Source organism: Rhodopirellula sp. JB055 (assembly GCF_043100905.1).
In the GTDB taxonomy this organism is placed as follows: Bacteria; Planctomycetota; Planctomycetia; order Pirellulales; family Pirellulaceae; genus Rhodopirellula.
This window is the reverse complement of record NZ_JBICHO010000523.1, coordinates 1-21,250: the sequence shown is the minus strand read 5'-3', so window position 1 is coordinate 21,250 and position 21,250 is coordinate 1. Positions and strand designations below refer to the sequence as shown.

Sequence of the window (21,250 nt, the reverse complement as noted above, 5' to 3'; positions counted from 1 at the left end):
CCTTCAAGTGAAACAGGCGAGCGATCTTGCCCACCACCACATGCTCCTCGCGTAAACCGTATTTCTGTCGCACCGTTTCGCGATGATCGGCTGCGTGGACAAACGGGTCCACATTCATGCCACTGTGGATCGTCACAAACTTTTCGCGTGGAGCAACGCTCGCATCCACCATCAGATCCGTCATCGCATCGGCGACCGAGATCAGCTTGTGACAGCGTGATGCCGCCCAGCGTTCACAACGAACAAAGAAGTCATGAGCCAGCTTGGACTGGTAATCATGAAAAGGCGCACCATGAACGGTGTGAATCACAACGGGACGTTTGCCGGTGGAGGTTCGCTTCAACCCCCATCCCACATGCCGGCCGAGCAGACCGCCTTTGGCACTGTGTGTGTGAACCACATCCGGATCAAAGTCCAGTAGAGCCCGCCGCAAATCACGTGCAGCGTGCCAATCATTGAGAGGATGAATTGCCCGCCGGAGTGAATCAATCCACTCGATCGGCAGCCCATCCAGATCGAACCGCCCTGCCCTGCCCTTTGACTCGTTCGCTGAATCGCCTGTCTCTTTCGCGTCGGCACGAACACGTTTGGAGAGCAAGTCTCCTTCCGGTCCAACGGCGGGCCCCGTCACGAGCAAAACCTCGTCCCCATGAAGGTGAACGAGGTCCTGGCAATTGTGCAGCGTGTTCTCTTGCGCACCGCCAATGATCATTCGGGTGATCACATGAGCGATACGCATGGAAGGTCTTAAGCCCCGAACTCAAGGCGACGAACGCCGAGTTGCTGTTGCAAACGATTGACGATGGCGGTGTGCATTTGGCTGACGCGTGATTCGGACAGGTCCAAGGTAGCCCCGATCTCTTTCATCGTCAGTTCTTCGTAGTAGTACAGGATGATGATCAGACGTTCGTTGCGGTTCAACCCTTTGGTGACCAAACGCATCAGATCATTTTTCTGAACACGACGAGTGGGGTCTTCACCCTTCTTATCTTCCAGAATGTCGATTTCACGGACGTCTTTGTAGCTATCCGTTTCGTACCACTTCTTGTTCAGCGAAACGACACCAACCGCGTTGGCTTCGCTTTGCATCTTTTCAACTTCTTTGACGTCGATCTCCATGTGTGCCGCCAATTCCTGGACGGTTGGTGCACGACCAAAGCGGGCTTCCAAGGTCTTCGTCGCGGTTGCCAGTTTGCTGGCTTTGCTGCGAACCAAACGAGGAACCCAGTCCATTTTGCGAAGTTCGTCGAGCATCGCACCACGAATCCGCGGCACGCAGAACGTTTCGAACTTCACACCGCGTTCGGTGTCGTAAGCGTCGATGGCATCCATCAAGCCGAACATGCCGGCACTGATCAAGTCATCCAGTTCGACACCATCCGGCAGACGTTGCCAAATTCGTTCGCCGTTGTAACGAACCAATTGCATGTATCGCTCAACCAACTGGTTCCGCAGCGGCTCATAGTCCGGCGAATCTTTGGTGGTGGATTTGAAAGAAGTCCATACCTTCAAGATCGGGTCGTCTGCAGTTGCGGTAGCCGGCATCGAATCCTCCGTGATGATCACTGATTGCTAATTTCGTCTCCGCAGCGGAAACCCGATGCGTCTCGGTCACTAGCAATGAAATAAGTCTTGGTGTGTTTGAACGTGCGAGTCAATCAGCATCCGTGCCGTCAACGGTTCGCCGTCACTTGTCTTGGTTGTTGGCCTCTTCCAGTGCTGAACTCTCAACACCTTCCTGAAACCACTTCACTCGTTTGCGATATAGGTCCTCTACCCCGTCTCGAATCAATTGATCCGCGATGGCACCTGCCAAACCTCCAATGCCCATGAAAACGATCAGAGTCCCGATCGCTTCGGAAGCAACGTCCGCCGCTATCTCTCCTTGCCAGATCCCGCGAAGGACAACCAGTCCCATTGCGAAAGAACCAAGCGAAAGAGCCAATGATCGGATCACGTCACCGTCCTGGCAGTGAAGGCAGGCCACAAAATAAAAACGGGTCGAATTCTTCTATCCCAAACTCGTCAAACGGACACTTCAAAAAAAGTCTCAAGTGACTTTCGTCGATCGCGTGCCGTCGCAGTTCAGAGTATCGGCCAACTTCCCGTTGTTACTTCAATCAAAATTCTCGAAATTATGCCGCCTCGCCGTAGTGCAAGGAGTCATACCCGTCCATTGTCTCATACCCGATCTCCCCCAACCCAGCGGCAGGCATCTGCGGCAACAATTGTGCCACCAAACCAGAAGCATCCGCCACGGCGATGTCATCGGGGACCTGTTGACCGTTCGTCAGATAGCTCAAAGGCGGCGCCGCCGTAAGATCACGTCCTGTCAACGCAGCCAGCACGGCGGCGGTGCAAGGCGTCTCGTCCAGCTTGGTCAGTGTGACCGCATTGGCTCGCACCGGAGCAAAACCTTCCAGCGTTGTTCGGATGTTGTCACCCGAACTGGTCGCGCTGAGAACCAAGTGTGTTTCGTCAGGGTGGGCCGCTCGCAGAAACTCGGTGAGCTGTTCGATCCGTGCGTCACTGCGCGGACTGCGACCGGCGGTGTCGATCAAAACCAGATCCACATCCCCTAAAGCACTGAGCGCTGTTTCCATCTGTTCGGGTTTCTCAACGACCTCCATCGGAAGGTCCATGATCTCGGCGTAGGCCTTGAGCTGTTGGACCGCGGCGATTCGGTAGGTGTCGATGGTCAGCAAACCCACACGTCGACGAGCTTCAATCCGGAATCCAGCCGCTAACTTGGCGACCGTTGTCGTCTTGCCGACGCCCGTCGGACCGACCAACGCGACCACGTGACGGTCCCCCGGTTGAGTTCGAATGGGGCCGCATAGATTCAGTTCTCTCGCGACGGCACGCTGCAAGTGCTCCATCCAACGCTGGTCGCTTGGAACCGCAGAATCAGAATTCGCAATTCCCGCGGCGAAGCTGGACGCCGAAGCCATCCAACGACGAGCTGTGGCTTCTTCCACCCCGGCTTGCAACAAACGCAACGACAGGGAATCCGCCGGGGTCATCTCCGATGAGGCGTACCCCGCACCATACAAACCGCCCTGCCCTGCCCCTGATCCTGGCACAGACCCTGGCACAGATCCTGGGCGAAGTTGATGAGCGGCGTCAAAGTTTTGGTAGGCGGCATCAACGGGGTTTCGCCCCGCGTCGGCACCTGGCATGCCGGTCGGCGACGTTCCATATCCGGACGACGCTGACACGGAATTCACCGAACGAACATCCGCCGGACGCAATGACTCTTCCGCGAAATTCGCTGGAACGCAATTGCCAGCGTTGTCATTCATCGCCCCATCCACGGGACCGCTGTGCAATCCCGCGGTGACTTCCACATGAGTCCGGCCCAGCCAGCCCATCCAGCCATTGCGGACCTGCCGCGTATGAAGCACGGAAGCCTCCGGGCCCATTTGATCTCGAATATCGGCAAGAGCCGCTTGCAGGTTCGCTGCTCGAAAAGTTCGTATATGCATCAATCACTCACCACGCCGTGTGACTGGATTTTTGTGTCCTGTGTGATTTCGTTGTACGACAGCACACGAACGCGGGGCATGGATCCAGCAATGATCTGGCGAAGCCCTGGACGAATCCGTGGGCTGACCAAAATCACCGGGGTATGGCCCAGCGTGATTAGTTTCTTAACGGCTTGGGAGATTTTGTCGCAAGTCGAGTCCACCGCTTATGGACTCATCCGGACAAAAAGTCCTCGCTCGGTATGTTCGATTCCGGCCGCAATGCGGTCTTCCATCGCAGGGTCCAGCGCCACCACGTGAAGCTGTCCCATTTCGTCTCGATAGCGTGTGCTGATCGTCCGAGCCAAACGGTGACGGACGTACTCGCTGAGCCAAATCGGGTCCTTCGTGCGTCCCGCGTGATCGCCCAACGTTTCCAAGATGATCGCCAACTGTCGAATCGGCACATCTTCTCGAAGCAGGGTTTGCAAGACCTGCTGGACGTCACTGATTTTCAGCATGCCCGGAATCAACTCGTCGACCACAGCAGGTGCCGCCGTCTTCAACTCGTCAATCAAATGCTTCGTTGCATCACGCGTCAGCAATTCATCCGCATGCCGGCGAGCCAACTCTTGCAAGTGAGTGGCCAAGACCGCACCGGGTTCCACGGTGGTGTATCCATAGATCGCGGCTTGCTCGCGGCGAATCGGATCGATCCAAACGGCCGGCTCACCAAAGGTTGGATCCTTGGTCGGTTCCCCTTCGATCACACCCGTTGTGTGGCCACTGTCGATGGCCAGCAACCGATCGGGCAGAACGCGTTGCTTGGTCAGTGGGTTCCCAGCGATCCGAATTTCGTACTCATAGTCGTGCAAGTTCATGTCGTCGCGAATGCGGACTTTCGGCAGCACGACGCCAATGTCGCCCGCAATCGAGTGACGAACCCCCGTGATCCGCTGCATCAAATCGCCGCCACGATTGGGGTCGGCGAGTGACAACAACCCCAACCCAATGGCCAACTCCATCGGGTCCACGTTCAAGTAGTCTTCGACTCGTTTCTCAGCCGGTGCGGAGGCGGCCGCTTGCTCGGCTTCCTCAGCATCCGCCTCCTCTTTTTCGTTTTGTTTGTTTTGGCGATTCATGACAACCGCCAATCCAATGCAACTCGCGCCCAACGTCGCCATCGGAAGTGCGGGCAAACTGGTCAAAATCAACAGCGACAGGAACCCACCGGCAACAGCGAGGGCCTTGGGATTGCTGAACAACTGCTGCAAAAACTGTTCAGGCAAACTTGCTTTGCGAGCACTCCGCGTGACCAGCAAACCAGCAGCCAGCGAAATCAACAGAGCAGGAACCTGACTGACCAAACCGTCACCGATGGTCAGTTTCGTGAATAGCTCGGCTGCCTCCGACACGGTCATGCCGTACCGCATCACCCCGATGTACAGACCACCGGCCACGTTCACCAGCGTGATCACAATGCCAGCGATGGCATCCCCGCGGACGAACTTACTGGCACCATCCATCGCCCCATAAAAGTCAGCTTGGTTGGCGATTTCTTCGCGACGACGCTGGGCCTCTTTCTCGTCGATCAGCCCCGCGTTCATATCGGCGTCAATCGCCATCTGGCGACCTGGCATCCCGTCCAACGCGAATCGGGCGGCGACTTCACTGATCCGAGTTGCACCCTTGGTGATCACGATGAACTGTATCAACACGATGATCACAAAGATGATGATCCCGATTTCAATTCGGTCACCGGCGACAAACTCGCCGAACCCTTGAATCACACCGCCAGCAGCCCCCCCGCTTCCGGACTCCGTGCTGGTCAAAATCAATCGCGTCGTGGCGACATTCAGCACCAAGCGGGCGAGCGTCGTGGCCAACAACAAAGATGGAAAAATGCTGAAATCCAGCGGAGTGGAGACGTACACCGTCGTCAGCAACACGATCACACCAACGGTGATGTTGGTTGCCAACAACAAGTCCATCAGGAACGGCGGCAGCGGCACGAGAATCACCACCAAACACATGATAATGCCAATCGGCAAAACCAAATCTCGGTAGCGCATCAAGTTCTGCATCGACGGTCGTTCCTTCGGGCATGAGCGAACTCAGTTCACGGTGGCACCATCCCAGCACCACCCAGCCCGACGTTATCAGAACTCTTTTTTTGTCGAAAGTGAAGAATTTGGTTCATGTCAGCCGGCCGATCGTCCGACACCCGCCCACGACCTCCATTACAGAGGTTGGGATCAAGCCTTGACCTGCAAACCAGAAAACGCCTTTTGCAGCCCCAGTTTGCGGATCTCTTCCTGAATCGCGTTCGCATCCGCGTCCTCGAGCGTCAGTGACACCTCGTCGGCCAACAACTGAGCGAACATCGCGCGGGCGACTGGCAACTGACGCTTCACCTCGGCGACCGAAACCGTTCGCTCGGCCAATTCGGCAATTCGTCCCGCAATGACCTCCGAAGATTCCCCCGAGTGATCGGTCACCATTCGCAACACGTCGTGGACCAGATCATGAGCAGGATCGTCGGATCCGACCGAAACACCCTCGCTCCGTTTGCCCCGCGTCCGCTCGCGGTGTTGCTCGCGTTCCAGTGCTCGCCACGCTCGCTGCAGCAACCCGTCTCGCCAGTAACTCAGCCATTCGCGAGATTCCGTTTTCGCAGAATCCAAGTTCAGTTCTCGCGTGGGTTCGGCACTCGAAACCTCACCTGTCTTCTTGGCCTGGGATTCGATTTCGGACGCACGGGCTTTGGCCGCGGAACGAAGCCCCAGAATTAAAAAGTCTCGCAATCGGCCTTTCGCATGCCCGGAATACCCCGATTTGACCAAGTGTGAGACCAGAATCGCTAGCGCCCGATCCGCGTCGGACTGGCTGCCCAGCACATCGGTCAGCAATCGACGCATCGGCGGCAGATAACGCAGTACAAATCCTGCTGCACTCCCTGCTCCCGTCCAAGTTTGCCGAGACCGACTGAGCCGGACCTCAGACGAGGTTGTCAGCGAAGACCCTATCGCCCCGCCCGAATTCGCGGAGGTGGATTGTCCTTCACGCGACGGCATTTCAGCGTCGGACGAAGAACTGGGGTTGGAAACGGCCGGTGGATTCATCCCCGCATTCTAACTCAGTCGTGTCGTCAGGTTGAAATCAACCTTTTCGAAAAGACACTCCTTCCTCTCAATTTCAGCTTCCCCCCGTGATTCGACGGCGGCAGCCCCAGGCCTCGCGTCAATCAGTTTTCCAACGAACCGCCAATCCGGGAGCCAACTCGGGCAAGCGGTCTCGAGAATTGAACCGCGTCGGATCATCCAGCCACCCCTCTTGAGACAACACCAAGGTCACAACTCCCGGCGACGATCGCAGGAAATCGTCCAGTGCCTTGGAAATGAAACGAATGCCGTCGGGCTGATCCTTCAATCCTTCTCCTGAGTTATCAAATTCCAATTCTCCCAGCGGAATCAAACCATCCATGTCGGGGGGAACCGGGCTGTTTTCAAAAGTCAGGTGGCCAGCGCCGGTTTCTTGCCAGTCTTGCGTTCCCACCCCATCAGGCGTCCGCAAATCCGACGGCCAACCGTGAACGGTGATCCGTCCCGCCCCCGGATGCGATTCGGCAGCCATGCTCAGCAACAAAACAGAACGATCGATCCGTTGCAAAACCGAACTCACGGAATCGGATTCCGATCCAGTTGGCGGATCCAATTGTGACAGGTCAAACCTCAAGAATGCGATCGACCAGACGTTGCCCTGTTTCTCGCCGGACCGATGCACGACCAGAGCGGGTTGTTTGCCAAAGTCTTCCGTGCTGCCGCGACGCACAAACGTGTCGGCCCCCTTTCCTGCTCGCGTGCGAATCGTGTTGAAACCCAGCAGGTCTCCTGATTGCAGGTTCTCAACGATTTCAAACCGGGACACGATTGAATCGACACTGGCTCCCGCTGGCGACTGCAATTCAAAGATCACGTCGAACGGTTCCAGTGCCATGTTGGTGGTCAAAAACTGAATTTCGATCGACTGCGTTTCGCCCGGAGCTGGCAACTGCTTCGGCGAGAACGCTCGCGGGAACGCAGGAGCTTTGCGTTTGAGTTGTCCTTCTTGCTGCAGAAAAGTCGTGATGCGTGCGACTTGGCCAGCTTGTGAATATTGGACTCGCGGATCCGTCTCGGCCGATTCGGCTTGGTTGGTCAACTGCAACCGGAACCTGGCCACCTCCCCGACCGGAACCGCGGGATCAGAAACCACGTTGCCGGTCAGTTGCAACGCTCCCAAACCAGCGGCCAGCACGGCAGGAGGCTCTTCCGCGATCGACGCGACCTCCGCTTTTTCTTCCGGCGTCCCATCGCGAAGCATCCACCACACGCCACCGCCGATCAACACCGCCACAGCCAAACCGCCCGCCACAAACATCCCCATCGGACGGGTACCAGTTGGCTTTGCGGCGACACTCACATTCGCCGCATCAGGAGAAACGGAGCCGCTGGCTGAACCGGCTCCTGGGTCGATCTGGATCGCCAGTTCAGCTTGTAGAGCGAGTTGAATTTCTTCGGAAACGGCCTGCAATGCTTTGCGGAAATGGCCCACGGTCTCATATCGTGCCCCTGGCTCCTTTGACAACAACCTCATGATCAGTCGTTCCAAAGGCTCAGGCACCTCCACCGGAACACCGTCACGTTGTCGCTGGGAAAGCGGCAGCGGTTCACGGCAAAGAATGTTGACGAGCTGAGTCGGTGTGTTGGGCGCCAGCAAAGGCACTTTGCCGGCAAACATCTCATACAACACGACGCCGAGCGAATAGAGATCGGTCCGTTCATCAACCGTCTCGTTGCGAGCCTGTTCGGGCGACAAGTAACCTGGCGTCCCAACGACGCTATCGCCGCGGGCCATCCCCTGCACCATCGATCCGGCGACCGCCAATCCGAAATCAAGGATCTTGACCCGTTCACTGGGTGACTGAATCCACAAATTCGCGGGCTTGATGTCCCGGTGAATGATCCCCCGATCGTGAGCCGCTTCCAGCCCCAATGCGACTTGATCGGCGATCGTGATGATCTCGTCCGTGGTGAACCGACGACCGGATTGAAGCAACTGCTCCAGCGTCGCTCCATGCAGCAGTTCCATCGCGAGAAACGGTGTGCCGTTGCGTTGGCCGACTTCGAACAAGGTCGCAACATTGTCGTGGTGCACCGCGGCCATCGAGCGAGCCTCCTCGACAATCCGCTTGCGACTGTTCGGCGATTTCGCAAATCGCTCGTTCATCACCTTGAGTGCAACCGTTCGTTGCAACCGCGTGTCCTGGGCTCGGTAGACGTGGCCCATGCCACCCTGCCCCAGCAATTCGATGACGCGATACGGTCCCAGTCGGCCTAATTCGCCAGCGGCTTCTGGCGGATCCAGAAACTCAGGCGGTGAATCAGGTGCGGGCGAGGAATCAGTCATGACATGCCGAGTTGCGATAGAAATCCGATGGATCCCCCCGCGTCAGTGCGATTGGCCGACCCAAATGTCGACTCACCACCCCGTCACGCAGAATCCGACCTTGCAGGGTAAACACTGGCACATCCTGCAACAACTCTCCCCGCAGAAATCTGTCCCCATGGAATCCATGCTTGGTCTTGATACGATTGGCCGCTGAAGACCGCCCTGCCCTGCTCCGAACATCTATTCGCCTTCTACCCGCGACGAGCCCGTGTCACGAACCGCTATCCATGACCTGACCGACGGAATGACGTTGGCCCAGCCGTTCCAAGCCGCCGACAAACAACTGCGAGTCAATCGTCAGGGCGGCAAATACATCCTGATGAAATTGTCCGACCGGTCCGGCACGATCGTCGGAATGATGTGGAACGCGGACGAAACCGTTTTCGACACCTTCGACCGCGGCGACTACATCCACTGCACCGGACGAACCCAAGTGCACAACGGTTCCTTGCAAGTGATCCTCACCGAGATCCAACGAATGGACCCGGCAGAAGTCGACCCAAGCGACTTCGACCGCTTCGATGCCAACCAAGCGGACAACAATTTCGATCGCCTGCGAGAATTGCTGGCGACAATCTCGCACCCCGCTCTGCACGCGTTGGCTCAGTCCTACCTGAATGACGAATCATTTGTGCAATCGTTTCGACAAGCCGCCGCCGCGGTTTCCAACCATCACGCGTATCCCGGCGGATTGCTCGAACACACCGTCAACATGATGGAACTGGTTCGACTGATTGCACCGCGTTATGCCAAAGTCGACACCGACCTGTTGTTGATGGGCGCCTTCCTGCACGACCTAGGAAAGATCGACGAACTGCGTGCCAGCGGTGAGATCAGCTACACCGACCGCGGCCAATTGGTTGGCCACATCGTCATCGGCGTCCAACGCTTGGGCGAAAAGATCGCGGAAACCGAAGCCACCACCGGCCAAAAGTTTTCGACCGGCCTGCGACACCAACTGGAACACTTGATCGTCAGCCACCATGGTGTGCTGGAATATGGCAGCCCCAAGATTCCGGTCACCCTGGAAGCTGTCGCCCTGCACCACATCGACAACCTCGATGCCAAGCTCGCTTCGTACTCATCGATCATCGATTCCGACATCGCTGCGGATGGAAAATGGACGAACTACACCCCCTCAATCGGACGCAAACTTTGGAAGGGCGACTCGTGAACTCATCCTCGCAATCCCAAGCGGAATCCGCCTCGACCGATGCTGGACCGGCCGTCGTGCTGCTGTCCGGTGGACTGGATAGCGCCACCTGCGTCGCCATCGCCCGCGACAAAGGATTCGAAGTCCACGCCATCAGTTTCCGATACGGACAACGTCATGATGGCGAACTGAACCGGGCGGCGAAGCAAGCCCGGTTGATGAACGTTGCGTCGCACCGCGTGATCGACATCGACTTGGCTCAGCTCGGCGGATCCGCCCTGGTGGACTCGTCCATCGCCGTCCCCAAATCCGATCATGTCGACCAAATCGCGGGCGACATTCCGGTGACGTACGTTCCAGCACGCAACACAATCTTTCTGTCCTACGCCTTGGCGGTTGCCGAAACGTTGGGCTCACGAGACATCTTCATCGGGGTCAACGCTCTCGACTACAGCGGCTACCCGGATTGCCGTCCGGAGTTCATCGCCGCATTTCAAACGATGGCACGCCTGGCCACCAAAGCGGGTGTGGAGGATGAACACTCGCTCACGATTCACACGCCGCTGTTGCACTGGACAAAAGCCGAAATCATCCAGCGCGGAATCGAATTGGGTGTCGACTACTCGCAAACCCTGTCCTGCTACGATCCGCAAGGCAGCGGTGACGAAGCTCGCCCCTGCGGCCAGTGCGACGCGTGTCTGCTGAGAGCGAAAGGCTTCGCAGAGAACGAGATCGCCGACCCCGCAATCGGCTGAGACAACGTTCTGTTGGACCAGTCTCACATCACAATCACGCCAAATCGCCCCGGACGGGGCCGTCGTGGGCATTCCCGCATCATCCAGCCGCGTGACGTCACCCGTTGGGGGTGAACTCGGTCGCGGCGTGGCTTGGCGGTTGAGGCCTGCCTGACGGAACAGTTGAGGACAACTGTTCTACTCTCGCCCCGGAAGGGTTTGCTTACTTCAACAAGAAGCCGTTGAGGTTCCAACCCGTTTCGGTGGTTTCGACAAATCCGAACGCGTTCTGGAAGTACTTCTCGACCTCACCAAACGCTGGCCATTTGCTCACGTTCAGACGCTCGATGGGTTCCTCGGCTTCTGCCTCGTCACCTTCAAACATTCGCCGGACCAACGATGCCAACACTGAATCGCTGTTCTTCAGTTCGCCTTGGCGTTGCAGCTCGTACTTGGCTCGCAGCGACTGACGCAGACGCACCACACGTTGGAACGCCACTTTGTCGGCTCCCATTTCTTGGGTCAGTTTCAACAAGTCTTTGACTTCTGCCAAATCAGCCAGCTTGTCGCCTTGGCCAGTTTGCATTCGCTTCGCCACATCGACCAACCATTCCACGTGGCTGCTGAAAACCAAGTGTGCCTTCTTGGATCCCTTGCCCGCTGGCACCATCGCAATGGCCCAGGTGTTCAAGAGTGGAGTTTGCGTCTCATCGATTTCTTCCTCGAAGCCGAGATCATCGAAGAACTCGTCATCCAGTTCGTCGTCGCCACTGCCGTGTTTGACTTGCCAAATTTCAACGCCCGGAACCGTGTCGACTTTGAAGACATCCGGCTCGACTTCCATCGCTTTGCGAACCGCCTTTCCAATCGCATCCGCATTGCGAACTTCAATGGCGACCAAGACGCGTTCCGAATCCACCGTCGCGGGCAACGTGTTGTCGGTCAGCAATAACAGATGCTCGGAAAGGTTTGGCAACACGTTCTTTTCAATATCGATTTGCGGCCCCTCTTCGTCGTCCCGGATGCCTTCGATGCTGGGCCGAAAGATCTCATTGTCAAACGCTTCGTCGACCAGGGTTTCGAGAGCCCAAAATGCTTCTTCGATCTTCCAGTTCACCCGCGTGAGGCTGGCTGTGTTCGCCGGAACCCAGGCGGGGATCTCATCCAGCGGCGTGTTGGGGAACTGCAAGATCCGAGCGGCCAAACGATAGCGACTGGGTTCATCGGTGACGGGAGGAGCGTGCACGTAACCGCGGTGCAACAAGTCAAATTTGCCCTGACCCACGACGGCGATCCCACCCGCAGCTTGCAAGGCATCGAAGCCTTGGTTTTCCAACAAGTTCAAAATGCGAACTTTGTTGCCGCGATCGACTTTGGCCACGTCGCGAATGATCCGGCCCATCGTCAGCGGCTTGACGAACCATTCGACTTGCGACCCTTCCGTCACAATTTCGCTACGTGAAAGTGCCTGTTTCCAAACGGTTCGCAACAACGGTGCTTTGTCCAAGGAATCTTCGCGGCCACCCTTTTCAATCGCGTCCAGAATTTCAAACACGACCGAATCGCGATCCGAGGCGACCACGCGATCTTTGGTGAGCGAGACAACAACCTGTTCGATCTTCAGTTGCCCGGGGCGTGTCTTGGGTCGGTACACTCGAACGGTCTCGCCCGCATGTGTGACATCAGCACGGGTCGCGCCGTCGGCTTTGAGGTCTTGATCCACTCGCTCTAAGACAGCTTCGGCTTCCGCGTGCTTGCCGCGGATGTCAGCCACGACGCATACGGAAGATGGCCGGCGGTTGTCATTTTCAAAGGGCAACCAAACCGCGATCACTTCTCCGGTTGCGATTTCGTACAACTCTTTGGGACGCACTCCGACCTTGTCGCCCAGTTTTTCCCAGACCGCACCCTGGCTGCCAAAGTTGGCATCGATCAACGGTTTCATCGCGGGATCGTCGGTGATGCCGGACAGCGTCGTCTTCTTCCACGAATTGCACAAAACCGTCAGATTGGGAATCCGAACCACGCCTGCGGCCGTGTCAGGCAACAACTTGAGCGCGGTCATCAAGACGGGCTTCGAATCGCCCTGCCCTGCCCCGGTTTCCGTCGCGGGTGCCGCATCTTGAGCGATTGCATGGGATCCAATCAAACACACGGCCAGAGCGGCGGTCATCACATGGAGCATCGCAACGCGTCGAGCCCATGGTCGACCGTCGAAGTTGGAAAAATATGTTCGTGTGAGATTGATCACTCGTTTGTCCGCCACTTGCACCCGTTGAAAATTCATTCAAGATCCGTCTGAAATCGTCGGAACCATCCGAGCCCGCGTCTCTGCGAGACTGGCTCAGCCGGCCGATATCGTAAACCCTTCCATTTCGGGCCGAAATGCCGATGTCACCATCCATCGCCTGATTTGTGCCCCCGCAAGAGACCAAAATGACCGAAACGCAGGAAACTCCGTACCAAAACCCCCTGATTGAGCGTTACGCGTCTCGAGAAATGGCGTTTCATTGGGGACCACAACGCCGATTCGCTTCCTGGCGAAAGGTCTGGATCGCCCTTGCCGAAGCCGAACAGGAACTCGGAATCCCAATCACCGACGCCCAAATCGAACAGCTCAAATCGTTTGAGACCAAGCTGAATCTCGATGAGGCCAAGAAATACGAGCGTGAATTGCGCCACGATGTGATGGCTCACGTCCACGCTTACGGCGATCAGTGCCCAGACGCCCGCGGGATCATCCACCTCGGCGCGACCAGTTGCTTTGTGACCGACAACGCCGATCTGCTGCTGATTCGCGAAGCTCTTGAGCTCACCGCCAAACGCTTGGCGGCCACGATCGACCAAATGGCGAAATTCGCGGCCGAACACCGCGACCTGCCCTGCCTCGCCTTCACCCACTTTCAACCGGCTCAGCCCACCACGGTTGGAAAACGAGCCTGTTTGTGGATCTACGACCTGGTTTTGGATCTCGAAGCGATCGAACATCGACTCGAAACACTGCGAGCCCGCTCGGCCAAGGGAACCACAGGAACCCAAGCCAGCTTCCTTGAGTTGTTCTCGGGCGACCAAGACAAAGTCCGAGCTCTCGAAAAACGTATCGCGGAAAAACTCTCTTTTGATTCCGTCTACGCGGTCACCGGGCAAACCTACCCACGCAAAGTCGACGCGCAATTGCTCGACGCTCTGTCCGGCATCGGACAAAGCCTGCACAAGATCGCCACCGACATCCGCTTGCTCGCCGGTCGCAAAGAAGTCGAAGAGCCATTTGAAAAGAAACAAATCGGCAGCTCGGCGATGGCCTACAAACGCAACCCGATGCGGAGCGAGCGAATCTGTGCACTCGGCCGATTTGTCATGAGCCTGCAGAGCAGCCCCGCGATGACCGCAGCGACGCAGTGGATGGAACGCACACTCGACGACAGCGCCAACCGCCGCTTGGTCATCCCGCAAGCGTTCTTGGCGATCGACGCGGCACTCGTGTTGATGCAAAACGTAGCCGACGGAATGGTCGTCTACCCAGCCACGATCGCGAAAAACTTGGGCGCCGAACTGCCGTTCATGGCGACTGAGAACATCTTGATGCAAGCGGTGGCCGCGGGCGGTGACCGCCAAGATCTACACGAGCAAATCCGTGTGCACAGCCAAGCGGCGGCACTGGAAGTCAAACAGAACGCTGGCGACAACGATCTGCTGGAACGCCTCAAAGGCGACGAGAACTTCGCCGGCATCGACTTGGAAGCAGCGATCGATCCGCACGCTTACGTGGGGCGAGCTCCCCAACAAGTCGACGAGTTCATGGAAGCAATCATCGCTCCCATCCGCCAGCGTTATTCTGGCAGCGACAACTTAAGCGTTGAAGTCACTGTCTGATTTCGGCGGGCAACTGCCTGTCAACGCAAAGATCTCGCCGGTCCGCATGGGAACCGGCGAGATCGTTTGCCTCTGTTCGATCGTCTGCTTCTTAGAACAAGAAGATCGTGTCGATGCCGAACGTGGTTTGCTCGTCTTCGTCGTTCTCCAAGATACCGGTCACGTCGGCTCCGTCTGCCCAGTCCCAGCGAATTTCGGGACGGATCAAGACGTTGGCGTGAGGTTTGACGTTGGCACCCAAGGTCAACGCGTAGACGTCAACGTTGCCGTTGAAGACACCCGCGTCAGCGTCATACCACTCGAAGCGGCTGCCCAAAGCCAAGCAATCGCTGACCGTGTAGATCAGGTAGTTGTTCAAGCCGTAGGTTTCTTTGAAGTTGGCACCGTTGCCGTCTTCGGCGTCCATGTAATCCGACTGCAAGACATACTGCAATTGATCGGTCAACGTAATGTCGGTGACGATCGAGTGCATGTAGCCTTGCGAAGTGGTTCCGCCAGGCTGATCACCAAATCGTCCCGCAACCGTTGCGTAAGTCACCGTGACATCGTCACTCATGGCCAGCGAAGCACCGCCCAAGAACGAGTCGCCATTGTCTTCAAAACCGCTGTCCCAGCCCAACGTATAACCACCGTACAGAGTCAGGTCATCGCCAGCGTTGTAGGTCGCCAATGCACCGGTGTGGGTGAAGGGCTCGCTATTCACCATCGTGTACGCATGGCTGTAGAAGAAGTTGTCCGGAGCGGCAACGACTTCGTAACCAATGATCGTGAAGAAGTGACCAAACTTCACCGACAGGTCGCCGTACCCGACTTCACCGTAGACTTGTGGAAGTGCACTGCCGTACGCTCCGTGGTCCCAACCGGTGTCCCAGTGACCGTTGTCGATGCCGAACGCTTGGGTGTCTTGAGCGTCGATGCCGTAGACGTAATCGATGCGTCCACCGAAATCGAAACCGTTTGAGGTGTCGATGGCCTTCTCAGCGTAGAACCAAGCTTGGTGCAGGTTGTATTCGTCGGGACGATTGTTGAATAAAGGCAATGCTTTGTTGTGGTAGCCCATTTGAACCCAACCGCCGACGGAGTAACCGCAGGCTTCGCCAAAGAGCGTGAAGGGATCGCCGAGGTCGCATTCAAACAACCCGCACCCACCGTCGTCAAACAGGCCGCCACCCATGTCACCGCAGCTCATGTCGCCGCAACCACCATCACAAGCGAGCTCACCGCAGCCACATTCCATTTCGGGGAACGTGTCACACGATTCATCACAACTGGCGTCGAAGTGGCCCACGGGGACAACTTCCGCCTGACTGGTGGGCATTCCACCTTGGTAGCTTGCGTCGGTCACGAATCGGTCGGCGGCAGAAGCGCCATTGAGGCTTCCCAATCCAACCAAGCCACCGAGGGCCAACCACAAAGCAGCTCGTTTCGATTTCATCTTGCTCGTCCCTGATCGATTTCAAATGGATTCGCCGCGCCCACAGTGACTGCCGCCTTCCATGGCAACAAAACCGTCAACCGTGTCGACCGCCAAGTAAAGGCGATTCCTTGCTGGGATGTATCGTCGTCGCGGCGCGTTGCAATTGAGACCAACGCCATAGAAACCCCAGCCCGAATCACCGGAAAATCCGGCCCTGCGTTAAACTTTGCGGGTTAGGAGATTGATCCGGCGAGCCTCAGGCCCTCGGCTGTGCGCCCTGAAATCTTGAGCCCAAACGAAAAAAAGCCGGCTCATCGCATTTCTGCGGTGAACCGGCCTCTTGGATCTCACGAAATCTTCGTTCGGGGCAGCTTAGAACGTGAAGATCGTATCGAAACCGAACGTGGTTTGATCGTCGTCGTTGTTTTCCAAGATCCCGGTGTAGTCGCCATCGACCCAGTCCCAACGAACTTCGGGACGAATCAAGACATTGGCGTGAGGACGGTAGTTGATACCGGTCGTCAAAGCGTACACGTCGCTGTCGACGTTGTTTCCGTCGTTGAAGACACCTTCGCTTTGGTACCACTCGAAGCGGCCACCCAAGGACAAGCAGTCATTGATGTTGTAGATCAAGTACTGGTTGATGCCGAATGTGTCACGAACGGTTGCACCAGCAGCGTCTTCACTGTCCAGCACGTCGGACTGGAAGATGTACTGCAAGTTGTCGCTGACAGCGTAATCAGCAACGATCGAGTGCATGTATCCTCGTTCGGCACCACCCGCCACGCCTTGACGCTCGTTGAATCGACCAATGGTGGTGGAGTAGGTCAACGTGAGGTCGTCGGTCACACCGGCCGAGAAACCGCCCAGGAAGTTGTCGCCGTTGTCCTCGAAACCACTGTCCCAACCCACGGTGTATCCACCAAAGACGCTCAGGTCGTCGGACACGTTGTACGTTGCCAACGCACCGGTGTGGGTGAAAGGCTCGCTGTTGTACATCGTGTACGCGTGGCTGTAGAAGAAGTTGTCCGGAGCGGCAACGACTTCATAACCGATCGTCGTGAAGAAGTGACCGACTTTGACCGACAGGTCGCCGTAGCCCATTTCCGTGTACAACTGAGGAATGGCGTGACCGTAGTCCCCACCATGGTCCCACCCGGTGTCCCAGTGACCGTTGTCGATGCCGAACGCTTGCGTGTCAGGTCCGTCGGTACCGTAGACGTAATCGATCCGTCCACCGATGTCGAAGCCACACGAAGTGTCGATGGCTTTTTCAGCGTACAACCATGCTTGGTGCAACTGAACGTTGTCGGGACGGCTATTGAACAAAGGCAATGCCTTTGTGTGATAACCGATCGACGCCCATCCGCCGACTTCGATGCCGCAGACGTCGCCGAACAGTGTGTAAGGGTCATCCAAGCAGCAGTTGCCCAAACCAGGCAAGCAACTGCCAACGCCACAACCGAAGGCCGAATCGCAACCGCTGTCACAGCCCGAATCGCAACCATCGTTGCAGCCGCAGTCGCCCAAGCAACCGACAGTTTCGCAACCACAAGTCACTTCGGTGTCGCATCCGCCAACAGGCTCGCAACCGCACACGGGCTCACCGCAATCGCAAAGCGACGAGGTGCAAGAGACCAATCCAATATCATTTGCTGAAGCGCCGGTCAGGTTCGTGGCGTTAACGCCGCATGCAACCGCTGCGATCAGAGCTAGTTTACTAAGCTTCATTGCTTTCTCCGTTGATATCCCAATCCAATTGGGTCGTTTCGTGTCACCAAGATTCAAAATGGATGCTGTTCGAACGGGAAGCTGTGCCCCCACACTTGGGGAGGGCCGGTCTCTCGCTCACAACGATGAAACAAACGCAGTCCATCGCTTTTCCAACGCACACGCTGCCTGCCGCCGATGGCACATCGAAACTTTCAGGCAATCGCTTCGGAATTCGAATCAATCACCTCGAAAGATTTCGAGTGAGTTGAAAGCAATCCATCATGTCGTCGGGAGAATTCATCGGTGACTTGGCGGGATCTGTCCTCACCTGGTGCTCAAAACGACTTAGAAACCAACCGCGGGGTGCGCAACGCGCCTGTTAATCCTCATCTACAGGTCGTTCCCATACTGCCAGTCAGACAAACTTTGCCGGTTCCCGGCTCGAACCCGGCTCGCGAATCCATAATCCTTCTTTCAAAAAAACGTTCCACCCGCTATCCTGCGGGGCTTCTCCCTGAAATCAGGGATTTTGAGCGTTTTAAAACCACACACATGACAATCACCGCGAGCGGTGGCGGAGAATCAGATGGCACGACAATGCGAAGCGTGCGGCAAGAAAGTCCAAATGGGCAACCGGATCGAAACCCGAGGTAAAGCGAAGTACCTGGGCGGAGTCGGTACCAAGATCACTGGTTGTACTCGCCGTAAATTTGTCCCCAACCTCCAAAAAGTTCACGTGACGTTGCCAAACGGCACCAACAAAACGATGCGAGTTTGCACCCAGTGCATCCGCAGCGGTGTCGTTCGCAAGACGGTGAAAACCAAACCGTTTGACGTCAGCGGCAGCAAGAAGTCCTGATGTCCGGTTCCGGCAATGGCAACGGTGCATCAGTCGACATCCAAAAACTGGCTCGATTGGCACGCCTTCAGCTAACGGAACAGGAACAAACCGATTTCGGCCCGCAAATCGCCGATATCCTCGGTTTCGTGGAGCAACTGTCCGAACTCGACACCTCAGGTGTTGAGCCGATGACCAGTGCGCTGGATGTCGAAAACCGATTCCGGGACGACACGCCCGACCAAAGCCTCACCGCTGATGTGGCGACACGAACGGCACCCGCCTCCCAAGATGGAACGTTCCTGGTGCCCCCTGTTCTGGGAAACACAGCCTCGAAGAAGTGAAGCTTGCCCCACAACGCTCGACTTGATCGCAGCGCAAGGAACTTTTCTCGACGCCGCTCTGGCGTACGCGAGGAAGGGACACTCCCGCCCACCGGAGTCGGCCAAGACCACCCATCACAACCCGATGCGTGAGCGAGGGACTCCCCCAATTCCCACGACGGCCCCATCCAGGGCGACCGTTTGTTTTTCGGCATCCGCCTCTCGAGGCATCCGCCCCGAACGAAGCACGACGGCCCCATCCGGGACGAAACCCAGACGCCAGCCACCATTTCTTTCTTGCCCTCCCAGGAAGGGCAACAAACGCTTGGCAAGCACAGCATTTAAAAATTGCACGACCTCTGCGTGGGCGAGGCTCTAAGAGGCGTCTTCCTCAGGGCGATCAACGACCAACAAGTTGCTGGCCAAATCCTCCACAACGCGTGATTCCAGTCCATCGTCAGAAACTCGCTGGCGATCCACAGCCTTAGGCTTGACCCCCGCAGGCAACCGCCCCAAGTGGAAAACGGGCTCGCCGGGCGAAACGGCTGGCAACGTCGTCATGCCAATGACAACACTGTCGAACGGCGAAATCAACACACTGCGTTCAAACCCCAGCAACGTCGTGTTGGTAGCGAGCGTTTGGCCCTTTTCAACAAAATCGCCGGGGCCGACGTGAAATTGCAGAAAACCACCTTTTTCTGCACGCACCCATTTGGCCGTCTCCACCTGGAACCTCGCCTCCGGCACCTCGGGCTCGCCATCAATCATTTCCAACTTCGCCAGCACATTCCGAATGCCGCGAACCGCGATCTCAACAATCCTTGGTTCTGCCTTCCAGACCTCGCCGCCTTCCATCACGATCGTCGGACACCCCGCCAAACAGGCTTCGCGGCGAAGTGCCCCAGCGGGCCCCGGCCCGTTCATGATCACATCGGTGCCGAACGATTCCGCCATCATTCTGACGTTGGGGTCATTCAGATCGCCGCGGACATTGGGGTAGTTCGTCCGGCGAACCGAAGCGGTGTGCAGATCAATCCCGTAATCCGACCGCCCCACAATCTCATCAAAGATCGTCCGCGCCACGCGCCCAGCCAAAGACCCCGACAGCGAACCGGGGAAACACCGATTCAAATCTCGACGATCAGGCAGATACCGCGAGTGCCGCTCAAAGGCGAGCAAATTCAGAACCGGGACCAGGATCAGTGCCCCTGACTTCAAATCCAGGCTCTCGTCCTGGATCAATTGACGCACCGCGCCCGTTCCATTGAGCTCATCCCCATGCAACGCGGCGGTCACAAACACCACCGGCCCCGGATTCGGCGCCCGCCGAACAAAGATTGGAATCCGCAGCGAAATGCCGGAATACGACTCACTGACGGCTAGATGAACGCTTCGCTGAGCGCCCTCGGGAACCTCTTTCCCTCCCCAATCGCCAACATGCCTGGCGCTATCCATGATCCCTGATTCCGCTCAATTAAAGATCGACGACCGTATCGCTCGCCGAATCATCCTGGTGTTTCCGCAACTGCTCCATCGCTGCCAAAGTCGCATCGCAGTACGACGAGACGGCGGTCCCCCAAGCCTCTTGCTTCGTGGCCAGTCGAGCTTGCTGCAACAACTGGTCGACATTTTGCCAGTCCAACATCCAGTTTCGCTCTTCCGACGTTTGCCGCAACTGGGTGATCACATCATCCATGCGATGCAAAAAGGATTTGTGCGAATCCGCGCGGTAAGTTCGGTACGGGCCCGTCCCAAGTGCCGTTTCGCCACTGCCGATATCCAACGAATTACCGGAACTCCAATCCGCGCCGATCGCATCCGAGTCCCCTGGACCGCCCTGCCCTGCTGCCTTGTTCCCGGGCACGCCCGCAACAACCGGCATGCCTGCCCCACCCTCTTGGCCTCGCCCACGACTGGTTTTCAGCGGTCGCCGACGTTCATTGGGCTTGAAAACGCCACTGCCCCAAACCGCCGCTGAAATGGAACCTAAAATGAAGGCCACAATGGCCGACCCCACGAACCGGGGACTCACCAGGGCGGATGCCAACCCAAACCCAACCGCTCCGGTCCAACAAAATGCGGTGGTCCCGATCAAAGCCCGGGAGGAAACCTCGTCGGCGCCCATCGAAGGACGCTTCCTCTGCGACCCATCATTCTGGGTCAGATGCTCATCATCGACTTCCACCACAATCACAGTGATATTGTCCGGTCCGCCCCGCAGGTTGGCCAAATCAATCATCACCTG

At 57.1% G+C, this 21,250-nt stretch carries 15 protein-coding genes and 2 pseudogenes; 5 read left to right on the top strand and 12 right to left on the bottom strand.

What is annotated here, in order from left to right; all coding sequences use genetic code 11:
* The 7 genes and pseudogenes from ACF8AM_RS20445 to ACF8AM_RS20415 all read right to left on the bottom strand — a co-directional run.
* Window positions 1–739: glycosyltransferase (locus ACF8AM_RS20445; protein WP_392557424.1), on the bottom strand; the 739-nt coding region annotated here is incomplete at its 3' end.
* Window positions 740–747: 8 nt separating this feature from the next.
* The gene (locus ACF8AM_RS20440; protein ID WP_392557423.1) at window positions 748–1,566 is read right to left on the bottom strand and encodes a FliA/WhiG family RNA polymerase sigma factor; all 819 of its coding nucleotides are present in this window, start codon (window positions 1,564–1,566) and stop codon (window positions 748–750) included.
* Between the two features lie 121 nt (window positions 1,567–1,687).
* Window positions 1,688–1,957 (bottom strand): hypothetical protein, encoded by a 270-nt coding sequence (locus tag ACF8AM_RS20435; protein ID WP_392557422.1) that lies wholly within the window; start codon window positions 1,955–1,957, stop codon window positions 1,688–1,690.
* Window positions 1,958–2,135: 178 nt separating this feature from the next.
* Window positions 2,136–3,485: a flagellar biosynthesis protein FlhF gene (gene flhF / locus ACF8AM_RS20430; RefSeq protein ID WP_392557421.1), complete on the bottom strand. Its 1,350-nt coding sequence runs from the start codon at window positions 3,483–3,485 to the stop codon at window positions 2,136–2,138.
* Window positions 3,485–5,536: pseudogene (gene flhA, locus ACF8AM_RS20425) on the bottom strand (flagellar biosynthesis protein FlhA). Before flhA ends, flhF begins: the two are co-directional and overlap by 1 nt.
* A gap of 183 nt (window positions 5,537–5,719) precedes the next feature.
* Window positions 5,720–6,586 carry a hypothetical protein gene (locus ACF8AM_RS20420; RefSeq protein ID WP_392557420.1) on the bottom strand — a complete coding sequence of 289 codons (867 nt, stop codon included), beginning with the start codon at window positions 6,584–6,586 and terminating at the stop codon, window positions 5,720–5,722.
* A gap of 118 nt (window positions 6,587–6,704) precedes the next feature.
* A complete protein-coding gene (locus ACF8AM_RS20415) occupies window positions 6,705–8,912 on the bottom strand; it encodes a protein kinase (protein WP_392557419.1) in 2,208 nt (735 codons plus the stop codon).
* Window positions 8,913–9,162: 250 nt separating this feature from the next.
* Between ACF8AM_RS20415 and ACF8AM_RS20410 the strand changes: the two genes are divergently transcribed.
* Together ACF8AM_RS20410 and queC are read left to right on the top strand one after the other, a co-directional pair.
* Window positions 9,163–10,128, top strand: a complete 966-nt coding sequence (locus tag ACF8AM_RS20410; RefSeq protein WP_392557418.1) for a 3'-5' exoribonuclease YhaM family protein — start codon at window positions 9,163–9,165, stop codon at window positions 10,126–10,128.
* Window positions 10,125–10,862 (top strand): 7-cyano-7-deazaguanine synthase QueC, encoded by a 738-nt coding sequence (gene queC / locus ACF8AM_RS20405; RefSeq protein ID WP_392557417.1) that lies wholly within the window; start codon window positions 10,125–10,127, stop codon window positions 10,860–10,862. The genes ACF8AM_RS20410 and queC overlap by 4 nt, the downstream gene beginning before the upstream one ends.
* Window positions 10,863–11,064: 202 nt before the next feature.
* On the opposite strand, the gene ACF8AM_RS20400 is transcribed toward queC, so the two are convergent.
* A complete protein-coding gene (locus ACF8AM_RS20400) occupies window positions 11,065–13,128 on the bottom strand; it encodes a membrane or secreted protein (RefSeq protein WP_392557416.1) in 2,064 nt (687 codons plus the stop codon).
* Window positions 13,129–13,277: 149 nt separating this feature from the next.
* Here ACF8AM_RS20400 and purB point away from each other — a divergent pair, with 149 nt between their 5' ends.
* Entirely contained in the window at window positions 13,278–14,714 is a 1,437-nt protein-coding gene (gene purB / locus ACF8AM_RS20395) for an adenylosuccinate lyase (RefSeq protein WP_392557415.1), read from the top strand.
* A gap of 91 nt (window positions 14,715–14,805) precedes the next feature.
* Here the strand turns inward: purB and ACF8AM_RS20390 are convergent, their stop codons facing one another.
* Both ACF8AM_RS20390 and ACF8AM_RS20385 read right to left on the bottom strand, forming a co-directional pair.
* A complete protein-coding gene (locus ACF8AM_RS20390) occupies window positions 14,806–16,149 on the bottom strand; it encodes a porin (RefSeq protein WP_392557414.1) in 1,344 nt (447 codons plus the stop codon).
* Window positions 16,150–16,503: 354 nt separating this feature from the next.
* The gene (locus ACF8AM_RS20385) at window positions 16,504–17,730 is read right to left on the bottom strand and encodes a porin (protein WP_392557425.1); all 1,227 of its coding nucleotides are present in this window, start codon (window positions 17,728–17,730) and stop codon (window positions 16,504–16,506) included.
* A 700-nt stretch (window positions 17,731–18,430) separates the two neighbouring features.
* Here ACF8AM_RS20385 and rpmB point away from each other — a divergent pair.
* Window positions 18,431–18,703, top strand: a complete 273-nt coding sequence (rpmB, locus tag ACF8AM_RS20380; protein ID WP_392557413.1) for a 50S ribosomal protein L28 — start codon at window positions 18,431–18,433, stop codon at window positions 18,701–18,703.
* Complete coding sequence (gene gatC / locus ACF8AM_RS20375; protein WP_392557412.1) at window positions 18,703–19,026, top strand: Asp-tRNA(Asn)/Glu-tRNA(Gln) amidotransferase subunit GatC; 324 nt, start codon at window positions 18,703–18,705, stop codon at window positions 19,024–19,026. Before rpmB ends, gatC begins: the two co-directional genes overlap by 1 nt.
* A gap of 354 nt (window positions 19,027–19,380) precedes the next feature.
* Here the strand turns inward: gatC and ACF8AM_RS20370 are convergent, their stop codons facing one another.
* Both ACF8AM_RS20370 and ACF8AM_RS20365 read right to left on the bottom strand, forming a co-directional pair.
* Entirely contained in the window at window positions 19,381–20,460 is a 1,080-nt protein-coding gene (locus ACF8AM_RS20370) for a succinylglutamate desuccinylase/aspartoacylase family protein (RefSeq protein ID WP_392557411.1), read from the bottom strand.
* A 19-nt stretch (window positions 20,461–20,479) separates the two neighbouring features.
* A pseudogene (locus ACF8AM_RS20365) lies at window positions 20,480–21,250 on the bottom strand (serine/threonine-protein phosphatase); the annotation flags it as partial.

Bases quoted from the DNA above. Each gene is read 5' to 3' on its own strand.
- flhF (WP_392557421.1), bottom strand. From the start codon at position 3,485: ATGCATATACGAACTTTTCGAGCAGCGAACCTGCAAGCGGCTCTTGCC.
- ACF8AM_RS20420 (WP_392557420.1), bottom strand. From the start codon at position 6,586: ATGAATCCACCGGCCGTTTCCAACCCCAGTTCTTCGTCCGACGCTGAA.
- ACF8AM_RS20415 (WP_392557419.1), bottom strand. From the start codon at position 8,912: ATGACTGATTCCTCGCCCGCACCTGATTCACCGCCTGAGTTTCTGGAT.
- ACF8AM_RS20400 (WP_392557416.1), bottom strand. From the start codon at position 13,128: ATGAATTTTCAACGGGTGCAAGTGGCGGACAAACGAGTGATCAATCTC.
- purB (WP_392557415.1), top strand. From the start codon at position 13,278: ATGACCGAAACGCAGGAAACTCCGTACCAAAACCCCCTGATTGAGCGT.
- ACF8AM_RS20390 (WP_392557414.1), bottom strand. From the start codon at position 16,149: ATGAAATCGAAACGAGCTGCTTTGTGGTTGGCCCTCGGTGGCTTGGTT.
- rpmB (WP_392557413.1), top strand. From the start codon at position 18,431: ATGGCACGACAATGCGAAGCGTGCGGCAAGAAAGTCCAAATGGGCAAC.
- gatC (WP_392557412.1), top strand. From the start codon at position 18,703: ATGTCCGGTTCCGGCAATGGCAACGGTGCATCAGTCGACATCCAAAAA.
- ACF8AM_RS20370 (WP_392557411.1), bottom strand. From the start codon at position 20,460: ATGGATAGCGCCAGGCATGTTGGCGATTGGGGAGGGAAAGAGGTTCCC.